This is a genomic window from Flavobacterium plurextorum (genome assembly GCF_024638035.1).
Classification (GTDB): Bacteria; Bacteroidota; Bacteroidia; order Flavobacteriales; family Flavobacteriaceae; genus Flavobacterium; species Flavobacterium plurextorum.
On the sequence record NZ_CP100442.1, the window covers coordinates 4,515,258 to 4,536,376 of the forward strand.

The window sequence follows — 21,119 nt, forward strand, 5'->3', positions numbered from 1 at the left end:
AAAATTATAGTAAGGAAATTATTTAGGAAATACATCCCGTATCGCTTTAAAATCGTCGAAGTCCGCTTTTAGCCCGCCAATGGTCGGGTCATGATAAATTTCTGCTGGGTTACTATGACCCTTTATAAATCCGCAGCACCGCTCAAAAATCTCGTTTAATTTTTCCTTATGTGTATTTAGCAACGCACCATCAACTTTAACGAATTGCGTAAGGGCAACGTTTTTCTGATACCTTTTAACAGTACCACAGAATATCTCATGTTCAACAAACAACTCAATTGCTGAACGAAGATAACCGTACCCATCTTCGGCAACTTCAGCTTCCGCTCTGTCCTTTGCCGTATTGTTGATGATAACATTAATTTTTGAAAGATAATCTTTCACGCTGTTTTTTTCTTCAGCCGCTTCGGTAATGAAGCCGGTTTCATTGTACTCGTTTTTAGAATTGTAGAGTTTACAAGCTATTGCCTTAAATAATGGCTGTTTGCTGAAATAAAGCAGGCTGTTAAAAAGAAGCACACTGTGCGTAAAAATAACAACTTGTCTTTCTGCCGACAATTTTAGTAAACGTCGAGCAACATCATCAATAATATGATGGTCAAGACTATTCACAGGATCGTCAAAAATGACAGGTGCTTTTATGTTGTCAAGTTGAAGCTCGGCCAAAAATTCGGCCAAAGCAATAGCCTTTTGCTCCCCTTCGCTCAAAATATCTGTTAATGTATGCGCACTGATACGGTTCGATACCTTGGAGTTTCCTCTATCCGTACTCAAATTCACATCGATATTTATATGACCTTTGCGTAAAGTTGACAATTCGGATTTGAAGATTGCACCGAAGTTGGATCCAACAAGTTCTTCTCTTGCCTGCGTTGTCTTACGGCTTAATGAAGAAGAATTGAAAGAGCTGACGTTCGCATTTAGCACAGAAACGATTTTGTGGTTTGCAACAGCATCCTTAATGTCCTGTACTTTTGTCGATAACAGCTTTCGGTCTTTTAACTCCGCAATCCTGTTTTTTAACTCCGTTTCTTTTGTTGCGATGTTCGCGAGTGAATCGTTTTTAATCTTTAAAACTCCGTTCATAGCAGTTTCCTTATCCTCGATAAATTTGATGTATTTCACATAATCGAAAGTAAAAGTGGAATCTACTGTAACTTCACCCTTTACAAAGGATTCCTTCAAAGTGCCAAGAACGTTATTGTATTCGGCAATCTCTTCCGGCTGCTTTGCTGTCTGGTCATCATTCGCACCGAAAGTATGCTGGTGCAAAATAAGATTTGTGTCAATTGTTGCAACCGCATCCACAAGTGTCTTTTTACGATCTCTAAATGACTGCAAGTTTTCCTGAGTCTTGTCGTTTAATAAGGTACGATAGCTTTCAAGTAACTCTTTAGCTGTGCTTTCAAGAGGCTGTTTGCAATATACACAAGTGTCTTCTTCAGCTGGATATTCCGGTTTTTCGATAATCTTAATGTAGTCTTCTGCCGCCTTTATAAATGACTGGAATTGCGGCGTATCATAAAAAGTAATGCCGTTTGTTTCCGCTACTTCCTTAATTCCTTTCTTCGTTTGCGCTTCCAGCGTTGCAATTTCTTTGTTTAGCTCAATAAGTGCCTGCCACTTTGCAGCAGTAAATTCCGTTTGTGCAACGCGCATGTCGTTAGCAAATAGCTTTAATTCGGCAACAGAATTGTTGTAGTTTTTGATTTCAGTCTCAAGCAAAGCTTTATTCAAGCCCATCAGCTCCAATTCTTTATCTTTCAGTTCTTGCGCATGGGCGTCCGTAAAGGCTGATAATTCTTCTATTTTTTGCAGTGGCACAGAACCGGAAAGGTTTGTGATGAAAGTGTGTTGCGACGTACCGACTGTTAAAAGCGGCAGAAAAGCCATAGTGATAGGATGCTTGGCGGTTTCCTGTATCAGCAAATTGTTCAATTCTGCAAGTTCAGCCGTTACGAGATTGAATAGATGAAAGCCAATAGGGGAAACAATAAGCTGTCGGTCTGATAGTGATATTTGTACACAATGGTTATTGAACACCGAAATATTTGCCAAATCCGCATTGTTGTTGGTGCCATCCCAAGTAAAGGAATTGGCAGTACCATTTGCAGAGTAATCTATTTTGGCAGATTTGTTTTCTACAGTTCCGTATATATTGTGGAGAATTTTGTTGTTTGGGTCGTAGCTAAAACCTAAAGATTTTAAAATTCTGCCGTAACCGGTTTTGCCAGTTCCGTTTTCTCCAAAGACTGCAGTCAGATTTTTACTGAACTCAATTGTCTGATTTTTCGCCAAACGGTTCACGCCCGTAACTTCCGATAGTTTCGTGATTTCTATGATTTTGTCAGTTGGCTTATATATTGGCTTACTGTTTGTAACAGCGGTCAGACCCGTGTGTTGACCGATGGATTGTAAAAAATAAGTGAAGATTTCCTGTCTGTCGGTGGAAGACAAGGAAGATTCGCTAGTAACGACCTTATGAATCAGTAATTTTCCCCAGTCGTTGTGGCTTTCTGCCCACTCCCAAAGAAAATCTACCAACTCCTTTTTTGTTGAAGTTGTAGACATTAAAATTTCCGTTAAATTATTGCTAGGTGTAGGTGACTAACTCGTATTCAAATTACAATAGCTGGGGTCTGTTGTGATGCAAATATAAGAAATTTTAACATGTGGAGTTAAAACCTTTTTTGCGACTAAAAGCTTAGGCAGTATTGATCAGAAAGTGTAAAAAGAGGATTGAAGTTACCTTCAATTTTGCCACAAAAAAATTGAAGCTGTTTTATACAAATACTTCACCAGTCTAAGTTTTGTGGTAGAATAGTGGCACATGGTATTTTTACAAAAATAGAAACCATGCAAATCAAGGTTTAACGACTAGAGGTTCGACTATATTAAAGAAAAACTTAATAGCTAAAATAATTTAAATAGCATTAGTATAAATATGGGTGCAAAATCGGTGCATCACTTTTAAGAAAAAACCTAAAACACTGTTCTACAATCACTTAAAATCTTAAGTTCGAATCATTACTATAATTCACCAATGTTTTTTTATCAACTGATTTCTTAAGCCTGAGTAAAAAGCTTAATTGAAGATAAAAACCGCCCCTTGACATTTTACTAAAAGACAAGAGACGGTTATGGCAAAATGTAAAACTAAATTAACTTGTAGGACACCTTCTCATTTTATTTTTTCTCGGCAGGTATAAGCTTTAGGATATAACTATATGTATATTGTTCTTCGAGAAGAAGATATGGAGTATGTGGCTTTGCCCCCCAGCTATTATCACCGCCTACGCCCCTCTGCCCATAATCAATATGCAGAAATACAGTTTCAGAAGGATGTACGTCATTTATATGACGCTGCGCAATTTTTATTCCCGGATCAATATCCTCTGTAGATACATTCAAAGCACTAAATCCTAAAGGCTGGTTTCCTGTAATTAGGAGTCCGCTACCATTCTTATCCTGTAGCTTTATCCATCGCGCATCGGTTTTATAACCGCATTCCTGCGGACGTATATATTCCCATGTAAACTGCTCAGCAACCGTAGAATTATAAACTCCTAGCAACGAAGCCGTGTTGCGATCCGAATAATTTTCTGATGGTCCTCTACCATAATAGCTCAGTTTTTCATAAGCCATCGGAAGCTCTAAACGCATTCCGAAACGCGGCATCTCTGGAAGATTTTTACTTTTCTTGTCAATACTGGCTGTAATTTTAATACTTCCATCATTCTGCACTAGATAAGAAACATGGTAAGGTACCTGAACATCACCTAGAAGATAATGCACATTGACACTAAGACCTGCGGCAGACTTTTCATCAACAGTTACTGATTTTACGATGGGATTAAGATGTGCTTTTCTCCAAAAAGAAAGAATTTTAGGCATTATATTACCAAAATCATTATCAGTGGGTGCTCTCCAAAAATAGGGTATTGGAAAATTACTTATTGGGCTTTGCTTGCTGTTTTTAAAAGTATAACTTTTTAAAACACCTTTAAGCAGATCAAAAGAACCGCTGATTTGATCTGTTTCAAAACTCAGCACGGTAGCACTCATTTTATGCTGTAAAGCTGTTTTAGTACTTGAGACTTCCTGGGAATTGAAAAAACTTCCTTTAATCTTAAATTGCTCTTTTGCAATTTCATGAGCAGCTGGCACCATATCAGTCGCCTGTTTGGTCAGGGCATATACATTTAAAAAATACTCCCCCTCGAGCATGTTTGATTTGAAGGAAATCTCAATAGAAGCATCTTTTCTTGGTTTTCCGTTTATCGCAAAATTGCCCTGCTCAACAGTAATACCATTATACAGCAGCTCCCATTTAAATTGAAATTCACTAAGGTCGGTATCGAAAAACTGATTTTTTATTTTTAGTTTATTTTCATCCAAACTAAATTTTATATCCTGATATACTTTTTTCACTTCCACTAAACCGGGATCCGGAACACGATCTGCCGTAACCAGACCATCAGCGCAGCCGTTTTCATCATTTTGTATTTTCTCGCCGCCTAAATCTCCTCCATAAGCCCAATACATTTTTCCATTCTTATCGTAAGCTTTAATTCCCTGGTCAGCCCAATCCCAGATACAGCCTCCCTGCATATGAGGGCTGCTTTCCATTATATCGAAATATTCCTTAAAATTGCCAGTACTGTTACCCATCGAATGAGCAAATTCACACATGATGTAAGGCCTGGTTACCTCTTTATTCTTCGCATATTTTATCATACGGCTGATATTGGGATACATAGGGGCAACTATATCGGTATTTCTATTTTCGCCAGCCTGCTCAAACATAATCATTCTACTTGGATCACGTTTTTTAAGCCAGTCGTAAATATCGTAGAAAATCGGACCGTTTCCACATTCATTACCCATCGACCAAAGTATTATTGATGGATGATTCTTATCACTTTCCACCATTCTTCGAACCCTGTCAGTATGGCCTGGCCACCATTCAGGCAGATAAGAAGGATGTTTGCTTTTATCAAACGCCAGTTGTAGTTCCGCTCCCATCCCATGGGTTTCCAAATTAGCCTCGTCAACCACAAAAAGCCCATATTCATCACACAGTTGATAAAGGTATGGGTCATGCGGATAATGGCTCATTCTTATGGTATTAATGTTGTTCTGCTTCATGAGAGCAACATCCTTGCGCATCAACTCCCTGTTGGGAACATGTCCGTTTACCGGGTCATGCTCATGCACGTTCACCCCCTTCACCATGACAGGATTACCATTGACCAACAGCTGTGCATTTTTAAGCTCAACAGACCTGAAACCAGTTTTTGCAGTTATAAATGCATGCTTACCTTTGGAAGCCTCCCAATCAATAATATAAGTATAAAGGTTAGGGGTTTCTGAACTCCATTTTTTGACACCTTTAACTAGAGCATTAAAAGTAAGAGTCAGCTCTTTAGAATCAAACTCTTTAAGCTGGGTAAAAACCTGATTCCCGGCAGCATCTTTAAGTGTAAAACGAACTTTACCATTGGGTTTCTTGCCCTTTGAGAATGATTTCAGCCTCACCTTTGCTGTAAGATTTCCATCAGTGTATGCAGGATCAAGTCCCGCTGTCACCTCATAATCCCATATGGAAACAGCTGGAAGTGCCTGAAGATATACCTCCCGTTCAATTCCGCTTAGACGCCAGAAATCCTGATCTTCCATATAACTTCCATCATGCCATCGAAACACTTGCACTGCCAGCAAGTTATTTCCTTGTTTTAAATAAGGAGTCACATTAAACTCTGCGACAGTTTTAGAAGCTTTAGTCATACCGACTTCCTGCCCATTCACAAAAATGCGCGCATACCCGCTTATTGATCCAAAATGAAGCAGGATTTCATTATCCTTCCAGTTATCGGGAACCTTAAAAATTTTTCTGTAGGTTCCAACTGGATTATAACCAGCATCAATAAATGGAGGGTTTTTAGCGAAAGGATAATTATAATTAGTATATACAGGAATATCAAAACCAAGCATTTCCCAATTGGAAGGCACAGATATATTATCCCATTTTCGATCGTCAAAATCCGGTTTATAAAAATCCAGCGGCCTTTGATCAGGGGTCTTCACAAGACTGAATTTCCAGTCCCCATTCAGACTGTGAAAATAAGGGGAATTCTCGGGCTTATTCTGCAATGCATTCTGCTCGTCTGCGAAAATTAGAAAAGGGGCATGCGCTTCCTCTTTGTTTCTTTCAAAAACGGCAGGATTCTCCCACTCATTCCTTTTTTCCTGAGCCGATAGCTGCACTGCAGCCAAAAGCAACATAATTAGCATTCTATTCATATAATTGTTTTATTAATTTTCATTTAAACGTTTAATATTTCGTATTTAGAGTATTTAAACTTGTTTCTTCTAGCTTTTGCATATCTGGAAATTGCTAAGCAAACCTCCAACTGTCTATAATCTATGCAGCTAACAAATCAAATATCATTTCAGCTCTTATCGTTGTTAACTTATTAGTTCATTTACTTAAACAGATACATTACCAATAAGTGTTTCCATATTATTTTTGAACCAGCAAAAAAATAACTAACTTCTTTTATGACTCAATAGTTTTTAATCCATAATTTCAAATTAGCATTTCTTCCCAACAGTTTTTATATCTTGGCATACTATTAAGAAACAAGAATAATTTTTAATTTCGCATTATGATTGACAAAACAGACAAACTATACGATCTATACCAATTCTTCACCAGCGACAATAAAGATTACCTTAAAAATTTAGCCGTCGATAATGTTATTTTCGGATATCACGAAAAGGAACTTAAAGTCCTTTTGGTGAATAATCCCTATACAGAACCATGGATGCTGCCAGGCGGATATATTAAAAAAACAGAAGACGTCGAAACAGCTGCCTCACGTGTAGCCCTGCAGCGTACCGGCCTGAGGGATTTATTTCTAAAACAGTTTAAGGTCTTCAGCACCCCTGGAAGAAATAAAGACTCTCATTTCACACCTGCACTGCTTAGCGAACTGACTGGAAAAAAAATTGATAAAAACCACTGGCTTTTCGATCAAATAGCTACAGTAGGATTTTATACACTTGTTGAATTTTCCAAGGTCGATGTTGATGGAAGTACTCATGATGAGAAAGTAAAATGGTTCGACATAAATCATTTACCCTCATTATTGCACGACCACAATAAGATCATCAAAGAAGCGCTGCAAGCATTAAGACATCATATCTATCACTATCCGATCGGGTATGAGCTCCTACCTGAAAAATTCACCCTCCCGGACATTAGAATTTTATACCAGACGATCTTAGGCAAAGAAATGGATGATCGGAATTTTGCACGAAAATTAACCTCACTGGGAATTATAGAAAAATTAGAAGAGATTAAACACACACGAGGACATCGTTCACCTTACCTGTACTCTTTCAACAAAGAGATGTATAATCAGGCACTTGATCACGGGGTATTTTTTTCATAATCACCGTCGGTCTAGTTTTTCGGTTCCATTACAATGCTACTATTTCTCATATATCTATTTAATAAGCTCAAACTTTATTTTCTGATCATTCTCTTTAACATAAAACTCTCCCTTTTCTAGAAGCCTTTTGCCACTTGATCAGGAAAGCTTAAATCTGTAGACCTGTCGACTTCAAATCCTAAAAGTATCGGTATGCCAATTCTTGTCTCTTCGCTAGCCTTCTTCTGCAATTGGTCTCGAAATTCAGGATCCATTGTTAGAATATAAAAATGACCCGATACCTGAAGGAATCTGTTTATTCCCAGACCCAAGATTATCGGCATTGTTACTTTTTCCTGCCGAATACAGATTAACTGCAGTATTTTTTCCTCAAGAGTCATTTTTTTCAGCCAATCAGAAATACGTTTTTCAGCAGGGGCCTTTTCTTGTTTGTAAACAGGCTAATGCTCATACAAAAAACAAAAACTACCCAGAAGGATTGAAAGATGTACTATTTTTTTTCATGGTAATTATTATTATTGATTCCTGCCTAGAGAAAAGCGTAATAACCGATCCAAAACAACCAATACGTTAATATAACGTAAAGGTATTTAATTTATAATAATACAAGCTAAAAAAAACGTAAAAAATAGTAAGCAGCAAAAATTCTAACAATTTTATTAGAAAACAGTACAAAATATTAGACATAAGCTAGATTATCACCAAAAGTATTAAATATGCAATACCAACTGCGTCCATTATTTAGAGGTAGTCCCTAATCTATTATAAATGGATACAGCAAGAAAGATTATTTAGAAAACTCTCCTGTGAAGAATATTTAGAAGAAGAAGAGACATCATGCTACTTTTAAGTAATTAATTAAAGTGATGTGTCGGATTCATATTTGCCTGCAATAAGGCCAAAAATACTTCGTTTTAAGGACGAATGAACTACATAACAAAAACAACTAATCCTCTTGCACCATGGGCTCCCAGAACCAAAGACTGCTCAATATCGGCTGTTTTTGACGGACCTGCAATGAAAGTTCCAAAACCATATTCCATGTTTCCAATTCTCTGATAAGCCTGCTGCATCGTTGGCACAAGATCTTTTTTATAAACGATAATCGCTAAATATTGTGCAATAAAAGGTGCCACTCTCAATCCTAAAATATCATCCGTTATCCAAAGTCCGCTATTTTCTGCTACTCCGAAATGTGCTTTTACAACCGTTAATTCGACATCTTGAAGCGAATGCGGATCAACTGTTTTCCAATCTAAAGAAGCAATCTCAGAAAGTTCTGGAAGTGTTGTAATTAATCGTTTCTCTAGATTGTAATTAGATTTAATGTAATTGATAATTTCATTATAATCAGCAACTTCTACAGGATCGCCTCCAATTCCTTTTAAAACTGTTTTGTATGTTTCTATTACATCAAATTGTTCAGAACCTAAAAGATTTAGATCAGGCAGTTCTGAAACCTCATTAGGCTGATTCAGTTTTATTCTTTTTAAAATTTCGCCTTTACTACTCATTCTTTTTATTTTTAGATTCTTTCGATTTTTTTTTATACCATTCTCTAAAAGATTCTTCCGGAACATCTGGCATTTCACGCTGATCGTACCATTTATTCATTTTATTATTGACTATTCCTGGAACGTTTTTCATTACAAATCTTCCCGATTTTCCAGCAATATTAAAAACCGTTGGATTTGCTAGTAAGGTCGCCATCGTTTTCATCGCAACCGTTTTGACAGTTGGTGTATGTCCTTCTTTTACCAAAACCTGACGCCATTTGTACAATTGATCATGAATATCAATTTTTACTGGACAAACGTTGGTACAGGAACCGCAAAGTGTACTTGCAAAAGGCAGATCGGCATTTTTGCTCATGTCTAAGTTTGGTGCTAAAATAGAACCAATTGGACCTGCAACTGCATTGTGATAACTATGGCCGCCGCTTCGTCTGTAAACTGGACAAGTATTCATACACGCTCCACAACGGATACATTTTAGCGAATTTCTAAAATCTTCTCTTCCTAATTGTGTGCTTCTTCCGTTATCTACAATTACGAGATGCATTTCTTTTCCGTCTCTTGGTTTCTTGAAATGACTTGAAAAAGTAGTAATAGGTTGACCTGTTGCACTTCTTGCCAATAATCTCAAGAAAACGCCTAAATGTTCTCTTTTCGGAATCAATTTCTCAAATCCCATACAAGCGATATGAACGTCTGCCAAATGCGCACCCATATCGGCATTTCCTTCATTGGTGCAAACTACAAATTCGCCAGTTTCTGCTACAGCAAAATTGACTCCAGTCAAAGCTACTTTTCTCGTTAGAAAAGTATTTCTTAGACTTAAACGAGCAGATTCTGTTAAATATTGAGGATCAAAATTCCCTTTTTCTGTGCCTAAATGTTCGTGAAAAGTTTCGCTTACATCTTCTTTTTTTAAGTGAATAGCTGGTAAAACAATATGACTTGGCGGTTCTTTTCGGAGTTGAACAATGTATTCTCCTAAATCAGAATCGATAACTTCAATTCCTTTTTCGGCCAAATAATCATTCAAATGGCATTCTTCGGTAAGCATTGATTTGGATTTCACCATTTGCTTAACGTCATGTTTTGCCATTAATGAATGTACGATTTCGTTATGCTCTTTGGCATCAGCGGCCCAATGTACAATGATTCCGTTTTTTTGAGCATTCGCTTCAAATTCAACTAAATAATCGTGAATATTAGAAAGTACATTATTTTTGATTTGAGAAGCCGTCTCACGAAGTAATTCCCAATCCTTAATTTGATGTGCTGATTTATCACGTTTTTCGCGAACAAACCATAAAGTTTCATCGTGCCAATTGACACGCTCTACATCTTTATTAAAATTGGTTGCTGCATGACTATGGTCTAAACGTTCTGTCTTCATAAAGATGAATTTAAAATTTCCGCAATATGAATGGTTTTGATGTCACTTTTTTGTCTTTTTAGAATTCCTTCTAAATGCATCAAACACGACATATCGCCACCAGTTATGTAATCAACATTACGACTCTCGTGATCTTTGATTCTATCTTGTCCCATTTTTACTGAAACGGCTTCTTCGGTAACACAAAAAGTACCACCAAAACCGCAACATTCATCTTTTCTGGTCAAAGAAACTAAATCAAGACCTTTTATATTTTCCAGTAATTGTTCAGGTTTAGAGAAAAAAGGCTCGTTTAATTCGGACATTTGCGAAAGCTTTAATCCTCTTTGTCCATGACAACTCACGTGCATTCCTACTCTAAAAGGAAAGTTTCCTTCGATGCTTTCCACTTTTAGAATATCGGTAATAAATTCTGTTAATTCATATACTTTTTTACGCATTTCGTGTGCAACTTCTGGCTGTTTTTCGTCATGCAAATGATCTTTTACATGCATAACACAACTTCCAGACGGACAAACGATATAATCGAAACCTGAAAAATTCGCTATAAAATTAGCATCACAACCTTTTGTCAAGTATTGATAACCACTATTTGCCATTGGTTGGCCACAACAAGTTTGCTTCATCGGAAAATCGACATCACAACCTAACTTTTGTAAAAGTTCATAAGTTGCAATTCCTACTTTAGGATAAAACTGATCAACGTAACAAGGTATAAAAAGTCCAATTTTCATAGGATTAAAATAATAAAGGAACTAATTTTTTCATTCTGTAATTCTCTTTTAAGAATTGAGAAGTAATTTGTTTATCCGAAATTACCATTGCAGCACCTAATGCTGATCCTAAAGGAGAATGTGTAGATAACACCTTGAAATTACTAAAATGGTGCGACATCAACTTCATAAATACATCATTATCAGTAAAACCACCGTCAATAAATATCTTTTTGATATTACTGTTTCCAATGGCTTTATTAATAGTATCAATTTGTAATTCCATTAACTCAATCATCAACTGATGATATGCTTCTTCAAAAGTATCAAATTGCTCAAGTTCCGTTTTATGAGGCAATCTTTGCAAAGAAATACCTTCGAACTTAAAGTAAACAGCTGGTTTTTCTATTAAACCTAGATAAATATCTTGGTCGAATTTTACCTCTCGGTGATATCCGTATTCTTTTTTGTAATATTCACATAGTTTTTCGACTTGCAAACGGTACTCATTTCCCATAAAAAAACGAGAAGCTTTTACACGTTTTCCATCAATTCTAAGATAGTTTAAACAGTTATCGGCAATATCTTCTTTGCTTAAACTTTCTGCATTAAACGGATTCAAAGCAATGCTCCAAGTTCCTGTAGATAGCAATAAAAAAGGTTTCTTTTTGCTTAAAATATAAGGCAATAAAGCCGAAGAACTATCGTGTATTCCAACACCAATTTTTATCTTTTTATCCTTATAGGTTGTATTGATACTCGCTGATGTAGGAACAATTGGAGGCAATATTTTATCAATATCTTCATCGTGAACCCATTTGTGATAATCCTCCTGGTCATAATTCCATAAATTGGTATGACAACCAATACTTGTATACTCGCTGACTGGTATTCCAGTAAACAAGTACGATAAATATTGCGGAAGATGCAAACTGTATTTTATTTGAGAAAACAAAGCAGGTTTGGTTTTCTTAATCCAATATAACTGCATTCCGGAGTTTAGCATTCCAGACGGCGGAGAAGCTGTTTCTGCCCCAATGATCAATGCATCACCGTGCTCTTTATAAAATTCTTCTATGATCTCTTGCGGAAGATCTTTTGTATAATTGTACAATGGCGTCAAAGGTTTTCCTTTGTAATCAAGATGTACCAAACTTGCTCCATAGGAAGAGAAGTTTAGTGTCTTAATATCAAAACGCTCATCGTCTAGTATTGCATCAAAAGTTTCTTTTATCCAATCGCGTAATGTTTCTAGATTTTCGGTTTCAAACCCATCTTCATCTGCCGTAAGCGGCAAATTTACATAGTCACGATACACTTCGTTATATTCCTCGTCAAAAAGAAAAAACTTTTTGTTCGTTTTACCAATATCAAAAACTGCGTTTACTTTAACCATAACTTATAAGCCTGTAGCCACCGTTTTTTGTCCTCTTTCTGAAATTAGATTTTTTCTAACAGCAAGACTGCGATACAATTCTACTGGATTTAATGCTGCTCCTGAACGTAAACGAGCTTCAGCAACTAAAGCGCGAACATCGGTACGGAAAGCATTCTGAAGAATTTCCTGTGCTTTTACAACGTCATTTTCTTCTTGTGCAATTTCTAGTGCTTTTCTGTCTACCAAAAGCGCTTGAGCATAAGCAATCATAATGGCCTCTACAGATTGTAATAAATCTTCTAATGGATCTTTGATATTGTGTGAAGCATCAATCATCCAACCTAAATCTTTGGCGTGATTCATTCCTCGAGCGTCCATTCCTTCCACCAATTCATTAAAAATTAAAAATAATTGGTAAGGTTTTAAAGCACCAGCAGTTAAATCGTCATCGCCATATTTTGAATCATTAAAGTGGAATCCACCTAATTTTCCTTCCATTAGTAATAAAGAAACAATTTGCTCGATATTAGCATTTGGCAAATGGTGACCTAAATCTACCAGTGTCTGTGCTTTGTCTCCTAATTTTTTCACATAAGAATATGACTGTCCCCAATCTGCAACTGTCGTAGAATAAAAGTTTGGCTCAGCACATTTATATTCTAAAAACAATTTCCAGTTTGAAGGCAATGCATCATAGATTTCTTCTAAACTTTCTAATGTATTTTGGTAGGCTTTTCTAAAATTTAATTGTCCTGGAAAAGAAGATCCGTCAGCTAACCAAACCGTCAATGATTCTGAACCTAAAGCAATTCCTTGTTGAATCACTTCTATATTATGAGCAATTGCTTCTTTACGAACTGCTTTGTTTACGTTCTGTAAAGAACCAAATTTATAAGAATGACCTTGATTTCCTTGATCTTGAAAAGTGTTGGAGTTTACAGCATCAAACTTTAGATTGTGTTGTGCTGCCAAAGTTTTGATTGCATTATGATTTTGTGGGATATCCCATGGAATATGCAAAGAAATTGCTCCAGAAGCATTGTTTAAAGCATGAAGCAAACCTACATCTTCAATTTTTTCTTCTAAAGAACGTGGTTCTCCACCACCAGGGAAACGACCAAATCTTGTTCCTCCAGTTCCTAATGCCCAAGATGGAATTGCGATTTGAAAATCAATTAGTTTTTGAATAATAGCTTCCGTTTCACCAATTTCAGAAATTGTAAAAACTAATTTATTGTGATGTTTTTTAAATAAACCATCATTATGAGATTCTATATTGTTTGATTGAATTAACATATTTTTCCTTTTAAATAGAGTTTGAAATTTACTGTATAAATTTAAACTCTTGTTTTACTTAATTAAAGTACTAATTTCGACGAAATAAAGTTTTAAAAACATCATTAGTTAAAAATCTAACGTTCGAAAATTTCCGAACGTTAGATCACAAAAAACCACTTTTGCTTAAACAAACTTAAAAAACTAAACAATCTATCTGTAAAAGCCCATTGCTACTCCACCATCAACGTTTAAAGCATTTCCTGTTGATTTATCTAATAAACCACCAACAAAAGCAAAACATGCATTTGCAATATCATCAGGCAATATAATTTCATTTAATAACGTACGTTTTGCATAATAAGCAGGCAATTCTGCAACTGTGATTCCGTATGCTTTTGCACGACCTTCTGCCCAACCGCCAGACCAAATATTGGAGTCTGAGATGACAGCATCAGGATTTACTGTATTTACTCTAATTTTATCAGCTCCTAATTCAGCAGCCATTAAACGAGTTAAGTGTGCTTGAGCTGCTTTTGCTGATCCATAACCTGGATTATTTGGTCCTGCTACAACAGCATTTTTAGAAACGATGTTTACAATATCTCCACCAAAACCTTGTTTACGCATTACTTCTGTTCCGGCTTTAGAAACGATAAATTGACCTTTCACCAAAATATCATATAATCTATCCCACTCTTCAAGTGTGTGATCTGCAATTGCTTTAGAAATACTAATTCCAGCATTATTTACCACAATATCAACTCCACCAAAAGCAAGACAAGCTGCGTCTAATGCTTTTTCAGTGCTTAATTCGTCAGTAACGTTTAGTAAAGTGCTTGAAACTGCATCTTTACCAAAAGATTTGATAAATTCAGCTGTAGCGTCACTTAAACGTTCTTCATTAATGTCATTGATAATTACACAACCACCTTCTTGCGCAAATTTCTTCGCGATAGCTTTTCCAATTCCTCCAGCAGAACCCGTAATTAGGGCAACTCTACCAGAAAGCGCTTTTGGTTTTGGCATACGCTGTAATTTTGCTTCTTCTAGCAACCAATATTCAATATCAAAAGCTTCTTGGTGTGGTAACGAAGTATATTCTGAAACTGCTTCAGCACCTTTCATTACATTTACTGCATTCACATAATATTCTGAAGCTAAACGCGCCATTGTTTTATCTTTGGCAAACGTAAACATTCCAACTCCTGGATATAAAATCACAACTGGATTTGGGTCACGCATTGCTGGCGAATTCGACTTTTTACAAGCATTGTAATAGTCTTTGTACATCGCTCTGTAAGCCTCAAAAGCAGGAGTTAACTTTGCTTTAATAGCCTCGACATCTGATAAATCTTCGTTTGGAGATAAATCTAAAACCAAAGGACTAATTTTTGTTCTTAAAAAGTGATCTGGACAAGAAGTTCCAAGTGGTGCTAATTTTTCTAAATCATTAGAATTAATAAACTCTAAAACTCTTGTATCATCAGTATAATGACCGATCATTTGACGCTCTGATGAACAGAAACCTCTCAATATTGGTGCTACTTTTGCTGCTTTTAATTTACGATCCGCTTCTGGTAAACTCTCCATTTTTTGACCTCCAAAAATAGGACGTTTTTTACCGTAATTATTCTCTAAATATTCAGCACATTTTTCGATTACTTCCAATGTATTGACATAACTTTCGTAAGCTGTATCTCCCCAAGTAAATAATCCGTGAGAACCTAACATGATTCCGCGTAATTTTTTACCTTTTATAGCCGCTTGTTCCAAGCAAGATCTTAATTGAAGTCCAAGGTCAAAACCGGGACGTTGCCATCCTACCCAACCGATTTCTCCGTCAAATAGTTCTTCTGTAATTTTTTCTCCATCTTTAGCAGCAGCGATAGCAATAGCCGCATCTGGATGTAAGTGATCTATATGTTTGAATGGTAAAAAACCGTGTAAAGGTGTATCAATAGAAGGTGCTTTTGAAGCCAAATCGAAGATACAGTGGTTGAATAATTCTACCATCTCATCTTCAAATTCAATACCTTTATATACTTTTTCAAGATTATGAAGTCTATCCAAATAAAGCGCTGCACATCCAGATTTTGTTAGGGTTCCGATATCTCCACCAGAACCTTTAATCCACATTACATCAGAAACATCACCTGTTAAAGGGTCTTTGTCGGTAATTTTTACAGAAGTATTTCCTCCTCCGTAGTTCGTAAGTCTTAAATCAGCTCCTAACAAATTAGAACGATAAATAAAAAGCCCTACTTCATCACCTGCTAATGCTGCAGCTTTAGCTTCGTCCCAAAGATAGCTCACATGCTTAAAATTCATATTTTTTGTTTTTATATTTGACATTTGGTTATTTATATTTAAATTAACTATTTGATTTATAAAGAGTTTCCAATTCCTACCAAGACAATAGACAAGAACATAAGTGCAATTCCGAAAAGGAAAGTATTAAACGTTTTTTTAGTAACACCTTTCCATTCTTTTAAGTAGAAACCCCAAAAGTTAGCGGTAAGAATAATCGTTGACATGTGCAAAATCCATGAACTAGCGCCGTTTCCTAATTTACTTTCCCCCATTCCGTAGAAGAAAAACTGCAAAAACCACATCGTACCAGCAATAGCTGAAAAAAGTACATTTTTTGAAATTGGTGTTGTTTTATCTGTATAATTTCCAAAAGTTTTATTTTTGAAATTAAGATAAATACACCATATAAAGTTGCTTGTTAATCCGCCCCAAAGTATAATAATATAGCTTACATTATTTTGAAACAAAAATTCACCTTGATTTGGATGTAAAGCTTTCCAAGATTCGTTAGCAACATCTGCCATTGGTTTTGCAGCTTCTATTCCGAAATTAAAAAAAGAACTTAAAATACCTGAAATTATCGCAATAATTAAACCTTTAATCAAACTAAAATCTTTGTCTTTATCTTCGTGTCCAGTTTCAAAATCTTTCTCTTTTAATATCCCTGCTTTTCCTAATATTGCAATTCCGATAATACATACAAGCACGCCAAACAAAACCATTTGACCTCCTGAATTCGAGAACATATCACTTATAGATTCTTTTCCTGCAGTTGCATTAAAGTTGTAATAGATTGGTGGAATTAAAGCTCCAAAAGCAGAACAAAACCCTAGAGTAATTGAATTACCCAATGACATTCCTAAATAACGAACTCCTAATCCGTAGGTCAATCCTCCAATTCCCCAAACCAATCCCATTCCGTAAGCCAATGCTTTTACAGAAGGAGCTGCGCTAGCGATAATTTCAGTAAAATTTGGAATTGTAAAATAGGCTGCGATTGGCGGAACAATTAGCCATGAGAAAAAACCTCCAACTAGCCAATAGCTTTCCCAAGCCCAATTTTTAACTTTTTTGAAAGGCATATAAAAACTCCCTGAAGAAAATCCTCCGATAGAGTGAAAAATAATTCCTAATAATGATTCCATTAAATTTTTTTGTTTTTGTGGTTAGTTTGATAGTTAATATGGTTTTGTAAAATAAGTACATATTTTAAAGGCAACAGTCCTACACAGTGCTTATAAAACCTCATTTTTTTACTTTTTTCTCATTATTAATCTTTTAAATCCAGTTCATGCATGAATCAATCCGTTCTGTATTACTTGATATGAAGTTCATTTGAAAATTCTTTCACTTTTAGTTTAGATGAGATTATTTGTGATGAATCTTGCTCCACCATTTCATTATCTCAGACAATTTTTTTTGCGATTGTATTACCCTCATTATCCATTGATAAACCAACTTATCCCAAACCAGAACAAATAATAACCACAATGCAGGTTGCCTTTTTTCTCTGACAGAATTACAGTCAACGATAGCTAGGCAATCTAAATAAAAAGCTCCATTGAACATCCTAGGTGCTATCTACAAGAGTGGAATCACTCAAAACTTTAGATTCTTTAGAATTTGGTGTTTTCTCAGTGTAGAGACGGACAATTTATCGAGCTTTTGAAAAAAAATACAACATTAGAAGTAGTATAATTAAATATTTCTTAATCCTATAATTTCAAAAGAGCTAAAAAAAACCAGACAGTACGATTGCATTGTCTGGTTGATTGTTTATCCATTTATAATCTAAAACTTGTATGTCGCTGTCAGATAAAATGCGCGAGGAGGTAGATTTAAAGTTGAATAAGTAGCATTTGGATTTGCTGCCAATTCCTCTTTTGTAAAACCTTGTCTATCCAGCGATGCAGGAAATCCTCCTGGTGCCATCCATCCCATAACTCCTAACTGGTTAAAAACATTATTTATATTTGCCTGAACTTGCCAGTTTTTACTGATGTTATAACCAAAATTCAAATTAGATTGATTGTATGCTGGTAAATCAAATGTATTGGCAACGTTTGCTGGTCGTTTTCCCATATAAGAAAAATCCAAAGATGAAAAGAACTTCCCTGCTGTATAAGATGGTGTTATTCTCAAAATTACCTCTGCACTGTTATCAGTTTTGTTTCCTGAAAAATCAACAACCTTATCATCAGCACTTCCATTAGCTCCCAGATCCCATGCTTTGTATTCTTTTGCCTTTGCGTTTTGGAAAGTTGCTACAGCCCTTACACTGAATTTCTCTGTAACTTCCTGAGTTGCCTCGACCTCGACCCCATATGTTCTAAACTTGTTATACAAAAAAGGAGTAAAATACAAAGTAGATAAATCCTCACCTTCCTGTCCTTGTGACTGGTTACCCACATTACTTAATAAACTGTAAAAAGGTGTAACAAAAACATTGGTTTTACCTGATTTTAATTTGTATCCTAATTCAAATTGTTGAATTTTTTGCGCAAGTGGGTTCAGTTCATCAGAGGCAAGTTGAGTATCGATACTCATAAACATTGTTAAATCAGGAGCTTTGCTTCCCTGAGAATAACGAATATAAACCGCCTGCTGGTTTGAAAACATGTAGTTCAGTCCCCCCGAGAATGAAAAAGTATTAATCTTCTGGTCCTTATAGTTATATGTAGCAGCAATCCTACCATATGAATTGTCATATAATGTAAGTGGATTACTATCAAATCCTCCTGTAGCATTTGTATTCACGCTCTCAGAAATCTGATTGGATCCGTTGTAGGATATATCTTCATAACGAATACCCCAATCAAAATTCAATTTTGAATTAATTTCCCAGTTATGACCAAAGAACAAGGCAAATTGATTTTGCTTTGCGTTAATTACATCCATAGGAGCGCTTTTTCCAGCCCCACCGATAACTCCGTCACTATTGGTCATCTGATAGGTCTGCCCATCAAAAATACCTACATATGAGATATCAGTTAATGCTGGACGTGGAGATGTCATCTGCGAGTAAGCAACCCCTATAGAACCATCTATTCTGTCTATTTGCGAATTAGCATAAAATCCTCCCGCAGTAAAGCTCATGTTTTTCAACTTTTTGGTGATTGTAAATTGTTCAATAATTTCCTTTACGTTATTTTCTGTGACCATCAAAGGATGAAAATATAATGAATTTGGCTGAATAGAAGCACCTGGAAAATCTCCTTTGTTTACTGTAAAACTAGAAAAAAAGTTATTTGTTACCGATCCGAACTGTGCACCTGTTGCATGGTCGTTGAACGAAAATGTCGCACCCGCCGCATTTGGGTCAGTCAGCTCATTCAATCCATAAAAAACAGCATTATCAACAGCAAAAGGGCTTACAATTGCAGTAGTATTCCATATGGCCTTTTTATTGGAATAACGCGCCTTGTTTTCTATTTTCCAACCATCTCCAAGATTCTGATCCCAATTTAAACCTATAGAAGCATCCTTAGAATGAACAAGATTTCTTGAATCATAATGTACCTTTCTTCCTGATTCGTTTATTGTCACATCACCGCTTACTCGTGGAATCAAAACCGAATTAGTATTTGACACACCAGCAGGAAACTTAGGGTCTGTAAAACCTATGGTAGGAAGAAATTCATTTGAACCGTTGTGATCGTTTAAATACTTGGCAAATAATTTTACACTACCTGTATTATATGTCTTAACAATGTTGGCTTTTATCTGCCCCCCTTTGTTCATTGGATAACCTGAATAACGATCACCATCATTTTGACGCATAAAACCACCCACATTAAAAGTGATAGATTTGTCATTGCTCAAAGGTCCTCCAAAATTAAAATCCATTCGATAGTAAGGATTTTTTCCATTACCTTCTAAACCATTTTTAGCCCTGATCTCACCTGAAAAATCTTTTCCACCAGTCTTAGAAACATAATTAAAAATTCCACCTGGCGCATTATTTCCAAGAATCGATGCTGTACCTCCTTTTACTGCTTCTAATCTTCCTAATGTGGCATCAGTACGCAGAAAATAATCCGGTCCATAATTGCTAAACGTCGCATTGGTAACCGGTAAGCCGTCTTCCTGCATGGAAACATAATAGTATCCCGAAGCACCATCGTTAGAACCTGAGGAAACCCCGCGAGAGTAAACCGTATTCCTGATCTCTCCTAACGCATTGTTCACGTAAACCCCTGAAACATTTTTCAAAAGATCAGCGGCACTGGTTATGGCAACTCTCTCTATCTGCTTTGCATTTAGTGTCGAGATTGAAACGGAGGACTGCATTTTTGTTCTTTTGTCGAATACGCCCGTCACAACAATTTCATCAAGAGCCTGTGCGTCCTCTTCAAGAGAAACAGATAAACTTTTCTGGCCATTAACTGCTACTTCTTTGGTCTTAAATCCTATATAATTAAAAATTAATACTGAATTGTTATTGACTTCAATCGAATACTCACCTGCCGCATCAGAATTAGTCCCCTTAGTTGAACCCTTCACAACAATATTTACCCCGAACAGTGGTTCGTTCTTCTGATCGGTCACCTTTCCTTTCACAATCTGCTGCGCGGTCATGTGGGCAGAAAATCCTAAGAAAAGCACCATTAGCTTAATCACCATTGTAACAGATCGATGCTTTTGTAATAAATTAATCATTTTTTGGTTTTTTTTAGTTAGTAGATATTTATTCACGCTTATTTTTACACATAACATTTTTTTGTGCTTTGTATATTTCAAAATTAATAATATAACTTACAGCAACTGTCCTATGCAATCGTAACAGAATTGATTTTTTCAATTCTATTTATTAATTAAATTAATTACTTTTTTTTATTAATATAACCGGTTTTGAATCTATAGGATACTAGGTATAGTTATCACACAACACATCTTATAATAAATCATCAGATTCCTTCTACTGCTTTAAATAAATTATGCGTCGGGCTATTTTGTAAAAAAAGGGAATACAGTTACAATAACAGCATTCCCATCTTATTCTAAAAATTAGATTCTACTTCTATTTTTTTTTGATTATGACAGAAAAACCTTCTGTCATAATCAAACTTAAAAGAACAT

12 protein-coding genes are annotated in these 21,119 nt (G+C 35.9%); 2 read left to right on the top strand and 10 right to left on the bottom strand.

Annotated elements, in window-relative coordinates; genetic code table 11:
- Nucleotides 1–18: 18 nt before the first annotated feature.
- Together NLG42_RS19680 and lacZ are read right to left on the bottom strand one after the other, a co-directional pair.
- Complete coding sequence (locus NLG42_RS19680; RefSeq protein ID WP_257682029.1) at nt 19–2,571, bottom strand: AAA family ATPase; 2,553 nt, start codon at nt 2,569–2,571, stop codon at nt 19–21.
- Nucleotides 2,572–3,186: 615 nt separating this feature from the next.
- The gene (gene lacZ / locus NLG42_RS19685) at nt 3,187–6,303 is read right to left on the bottom strand and encodes a beta-galactosidase, LacZ type (protein ID WP_257682030.1); all 3,117 of its coding nucleotides are present in this window, start codon (nt 6,301–6,303) and stop codon (nt 3,187–3,189) included.
- A gap of 365 nt (nt 6,304–6,668) precedes the next feature.
- Here lacZ and NLG42_RS19690 point away from each other — a divergent pair, with 365 nt between their 5' ends.
- The gene (locus NLG42_RS19690) at nt 6,669–7,457 is read left to right on the top strand and encodes an NUDIX hydrolase (protein ID WP_257682031.1); all 789 of its coding nucleotides are present in this window, start codon (nt 6,669–6,671) and stop codon (nt 7,455–7,457) included.
- A 253-nt stretch (nt 7,458–7,710) separates the two neighbouring features.
- Nucleotides 7,711–8,031, top strand: a complete 321-nt coding sequence (locus NLG42_RS19695) for a hypothetical protein (RefSeq protein ID WP_257682032.1) — start codon at nt 7,711–7,713, stop codon at nt 8,029–8,031.
- Between the two features lie 355 nt (nt 8,032–8,386).
- On the opposite strand, the gene NLG42_RS19700 is transcribed toward NLG42_RS19695, so the two are convergent.
- The 8 genes from NLG42_RS19700 to NLG42_RS19735 form a co-directional block, all read right to left on the bottom strand.
- Nucleotides 8,387–8,971 (bottom strand): LutC/YkgG family protein, encoded by a 585-nt coding sequence (locus NLG42_RS19700; protein WP_257682033.1) that lies wholly within the window; start codon nt 8,969–8,971, stop codon nt 8,387–8,389.
- A complete protein-coding gene (locus tag NLG42_RS19705; RefSeq protein WP_257682034.1) occupies nt 8,964–10,361 on the bottom strand; it encodes a lactate utilization protein B in 1,398 nt (465 codons plus the stop codon). Before NLG42_RS19705 ends, NLG42_RS19700 begins: the two co-directional genes overlap by 8 nt.
- Nucleotides 10,358–11,095 carry a (Fe-S)-binding protein gene (locus NLG42_RS19710; RefSeq protein WP_257682035.1) on the bottom strand — a complete coding sequence of 246 codons (738 nt, stop codon included), beginning with the start codon at nt 11,093–11,095 and terminating at the stop codon, nt 10,358–10,360. Before NLG42_RS19710 ends, NLG42_RS19705 begins: the two co-directional genes overlap by 4 nt.
- Nucleotides 11,096–11,099: 4 nt before the next feature.
- Nucleotides 11,100–12,470, bottom strand: coding sequence for an FGGY-family carbohydrate kinase (locus NLG42_RS19715; protein WP_257682036.1), 1,371 nt, complete (start codon nt 12,468–12,470; stop codon nt 11,100–11,102).
- A 3-nt stretch (nt 12,471–12,473) separates the two neighbouring features.
- Nucleotides 12,474–13,748 carry a sugar isomerase gene (locus NLG42_RS19720; RefSeq protein ID WP_257682037.1) on the bottom strand — a complete coding sequence of 425 codons (1,275 nt, stop codon included), beginning with the start codon at nt 13,746–13,748 and terminating at the stop codon, nt 12,474–12,476.
- 192 nt (nt 13,749–13,940) lie between these two features.
- On the bottom strand, nt 13,941–16,082 hold the full coding sequence (locus NLG42_RS19725; protein ID WP_257682038.1) for a bifunctional aldolase/short-chain dehydrogenase: 2,142 nt from the start codon (nt 16,080–16,082) through the stop codon (nt 13,941–13,943).
- 32 nt (nt 16,083–16,114) lie between these two features.
- The gene (gene rhaT / locus NLG42_RS19730; protein ID WP_257682039.1) at nt 16,115–17,185 is read right to left on the bottom strand and encodes an L-rhamnose/proton symporter RhaT; all 1,071 of its coding nucleotides are present in this window, start codon (nt 17,183–17,185) and stop codon (nt 16,115–16,117) included.
- A 646-nt stretch (nt 17,186–17,831) separates the two neighbouring features.
- Nucleotides 17,832–20,699, bottom strand: coding sequence for a TonB-dependent receptor (locus NLG42_RS19735; protein ID WP_257682040.1), 2,868 nt, complete (start codon nt 20,697–20,699; stop codon nt 17,832–17,834).
- Nucleotides 20,700–21,119: the final 420 nt, after the last annotated feature.

Coding starts and splice junctions, on each gene's coding strand:
- NLG42_RS19680 (WP_257682029.1), bottom strand. CDS start 2,571: ATGTCTACAACTTCAACAAAAAAGGAGTTGGTAGATTTTCTTTGGGAG.
- NLG42_RS19690 (WP_257682031.1), top strand. CDS start 6,669: ATGATTGACAAAACAGACAAACTATACGATCTATACCAATTCTTCACC.
- NLG42_RS19725 (WP_257682038.1), bottom strand. CDS start 16,082: ATGTCAAATATAAAAACAAAAAATATGAATTTTAAGCATGTGAGCTAT.
- NLG42_RS19715 (WP_257682036.1), bottom strand. CDS start 12,470: ATGGTTAAAGTAAACGCAGTTTTTGATATTGGTAAAACGAACAAAAAG.
- NLG42_RS19735 (WP_257682040.1), bottom strand. CDS start 20,699: ATGATTAATTTATTACAAAAGCATCGATCTGTTACAATGGTGATTAAG.
- NLG42_RS19710 (WP_257682035.1), bottom strand. CDS start 11,095: ATGAAAATTGGACTTTTTATACCTTGTTACGTTGATCAGTTTTATCCT.
- lacZ (WP_257682030.1), bottom strand. CDS start 6,303: ATGAATAGAATGCTAATTATGTTGCTTTTGGCTGCAGTGCAGCTATCG.
- rhaT (WP_257682039.1), bottom strand. CDS start 17,185: ATGGAATCATTATTAGGAATTATTTTTCACTCTATCGGAGGATTTTCT.
- NLG42_RS19700 (WP_257682033.1), bottom strand. CDS start 8,971: ATGAGTAGTAAAGGCGAAATTTTAAAAAGAATAAAACTGAATCAGCCT.
- NLG42_RS19705 (WP_257682034.1), bottom strand. CDS start 10,361: ATGAAGACAGAACGTTTAGACCATAGTCATGCAGCAACCAATTTTAAT.
- NLG42_RS19720 (WP_257682037.1), bottom strand. CDS start 13,748: ATGTTAATTCAATCAAACAATATAGAATCTCATAATGATGGTTTATTT.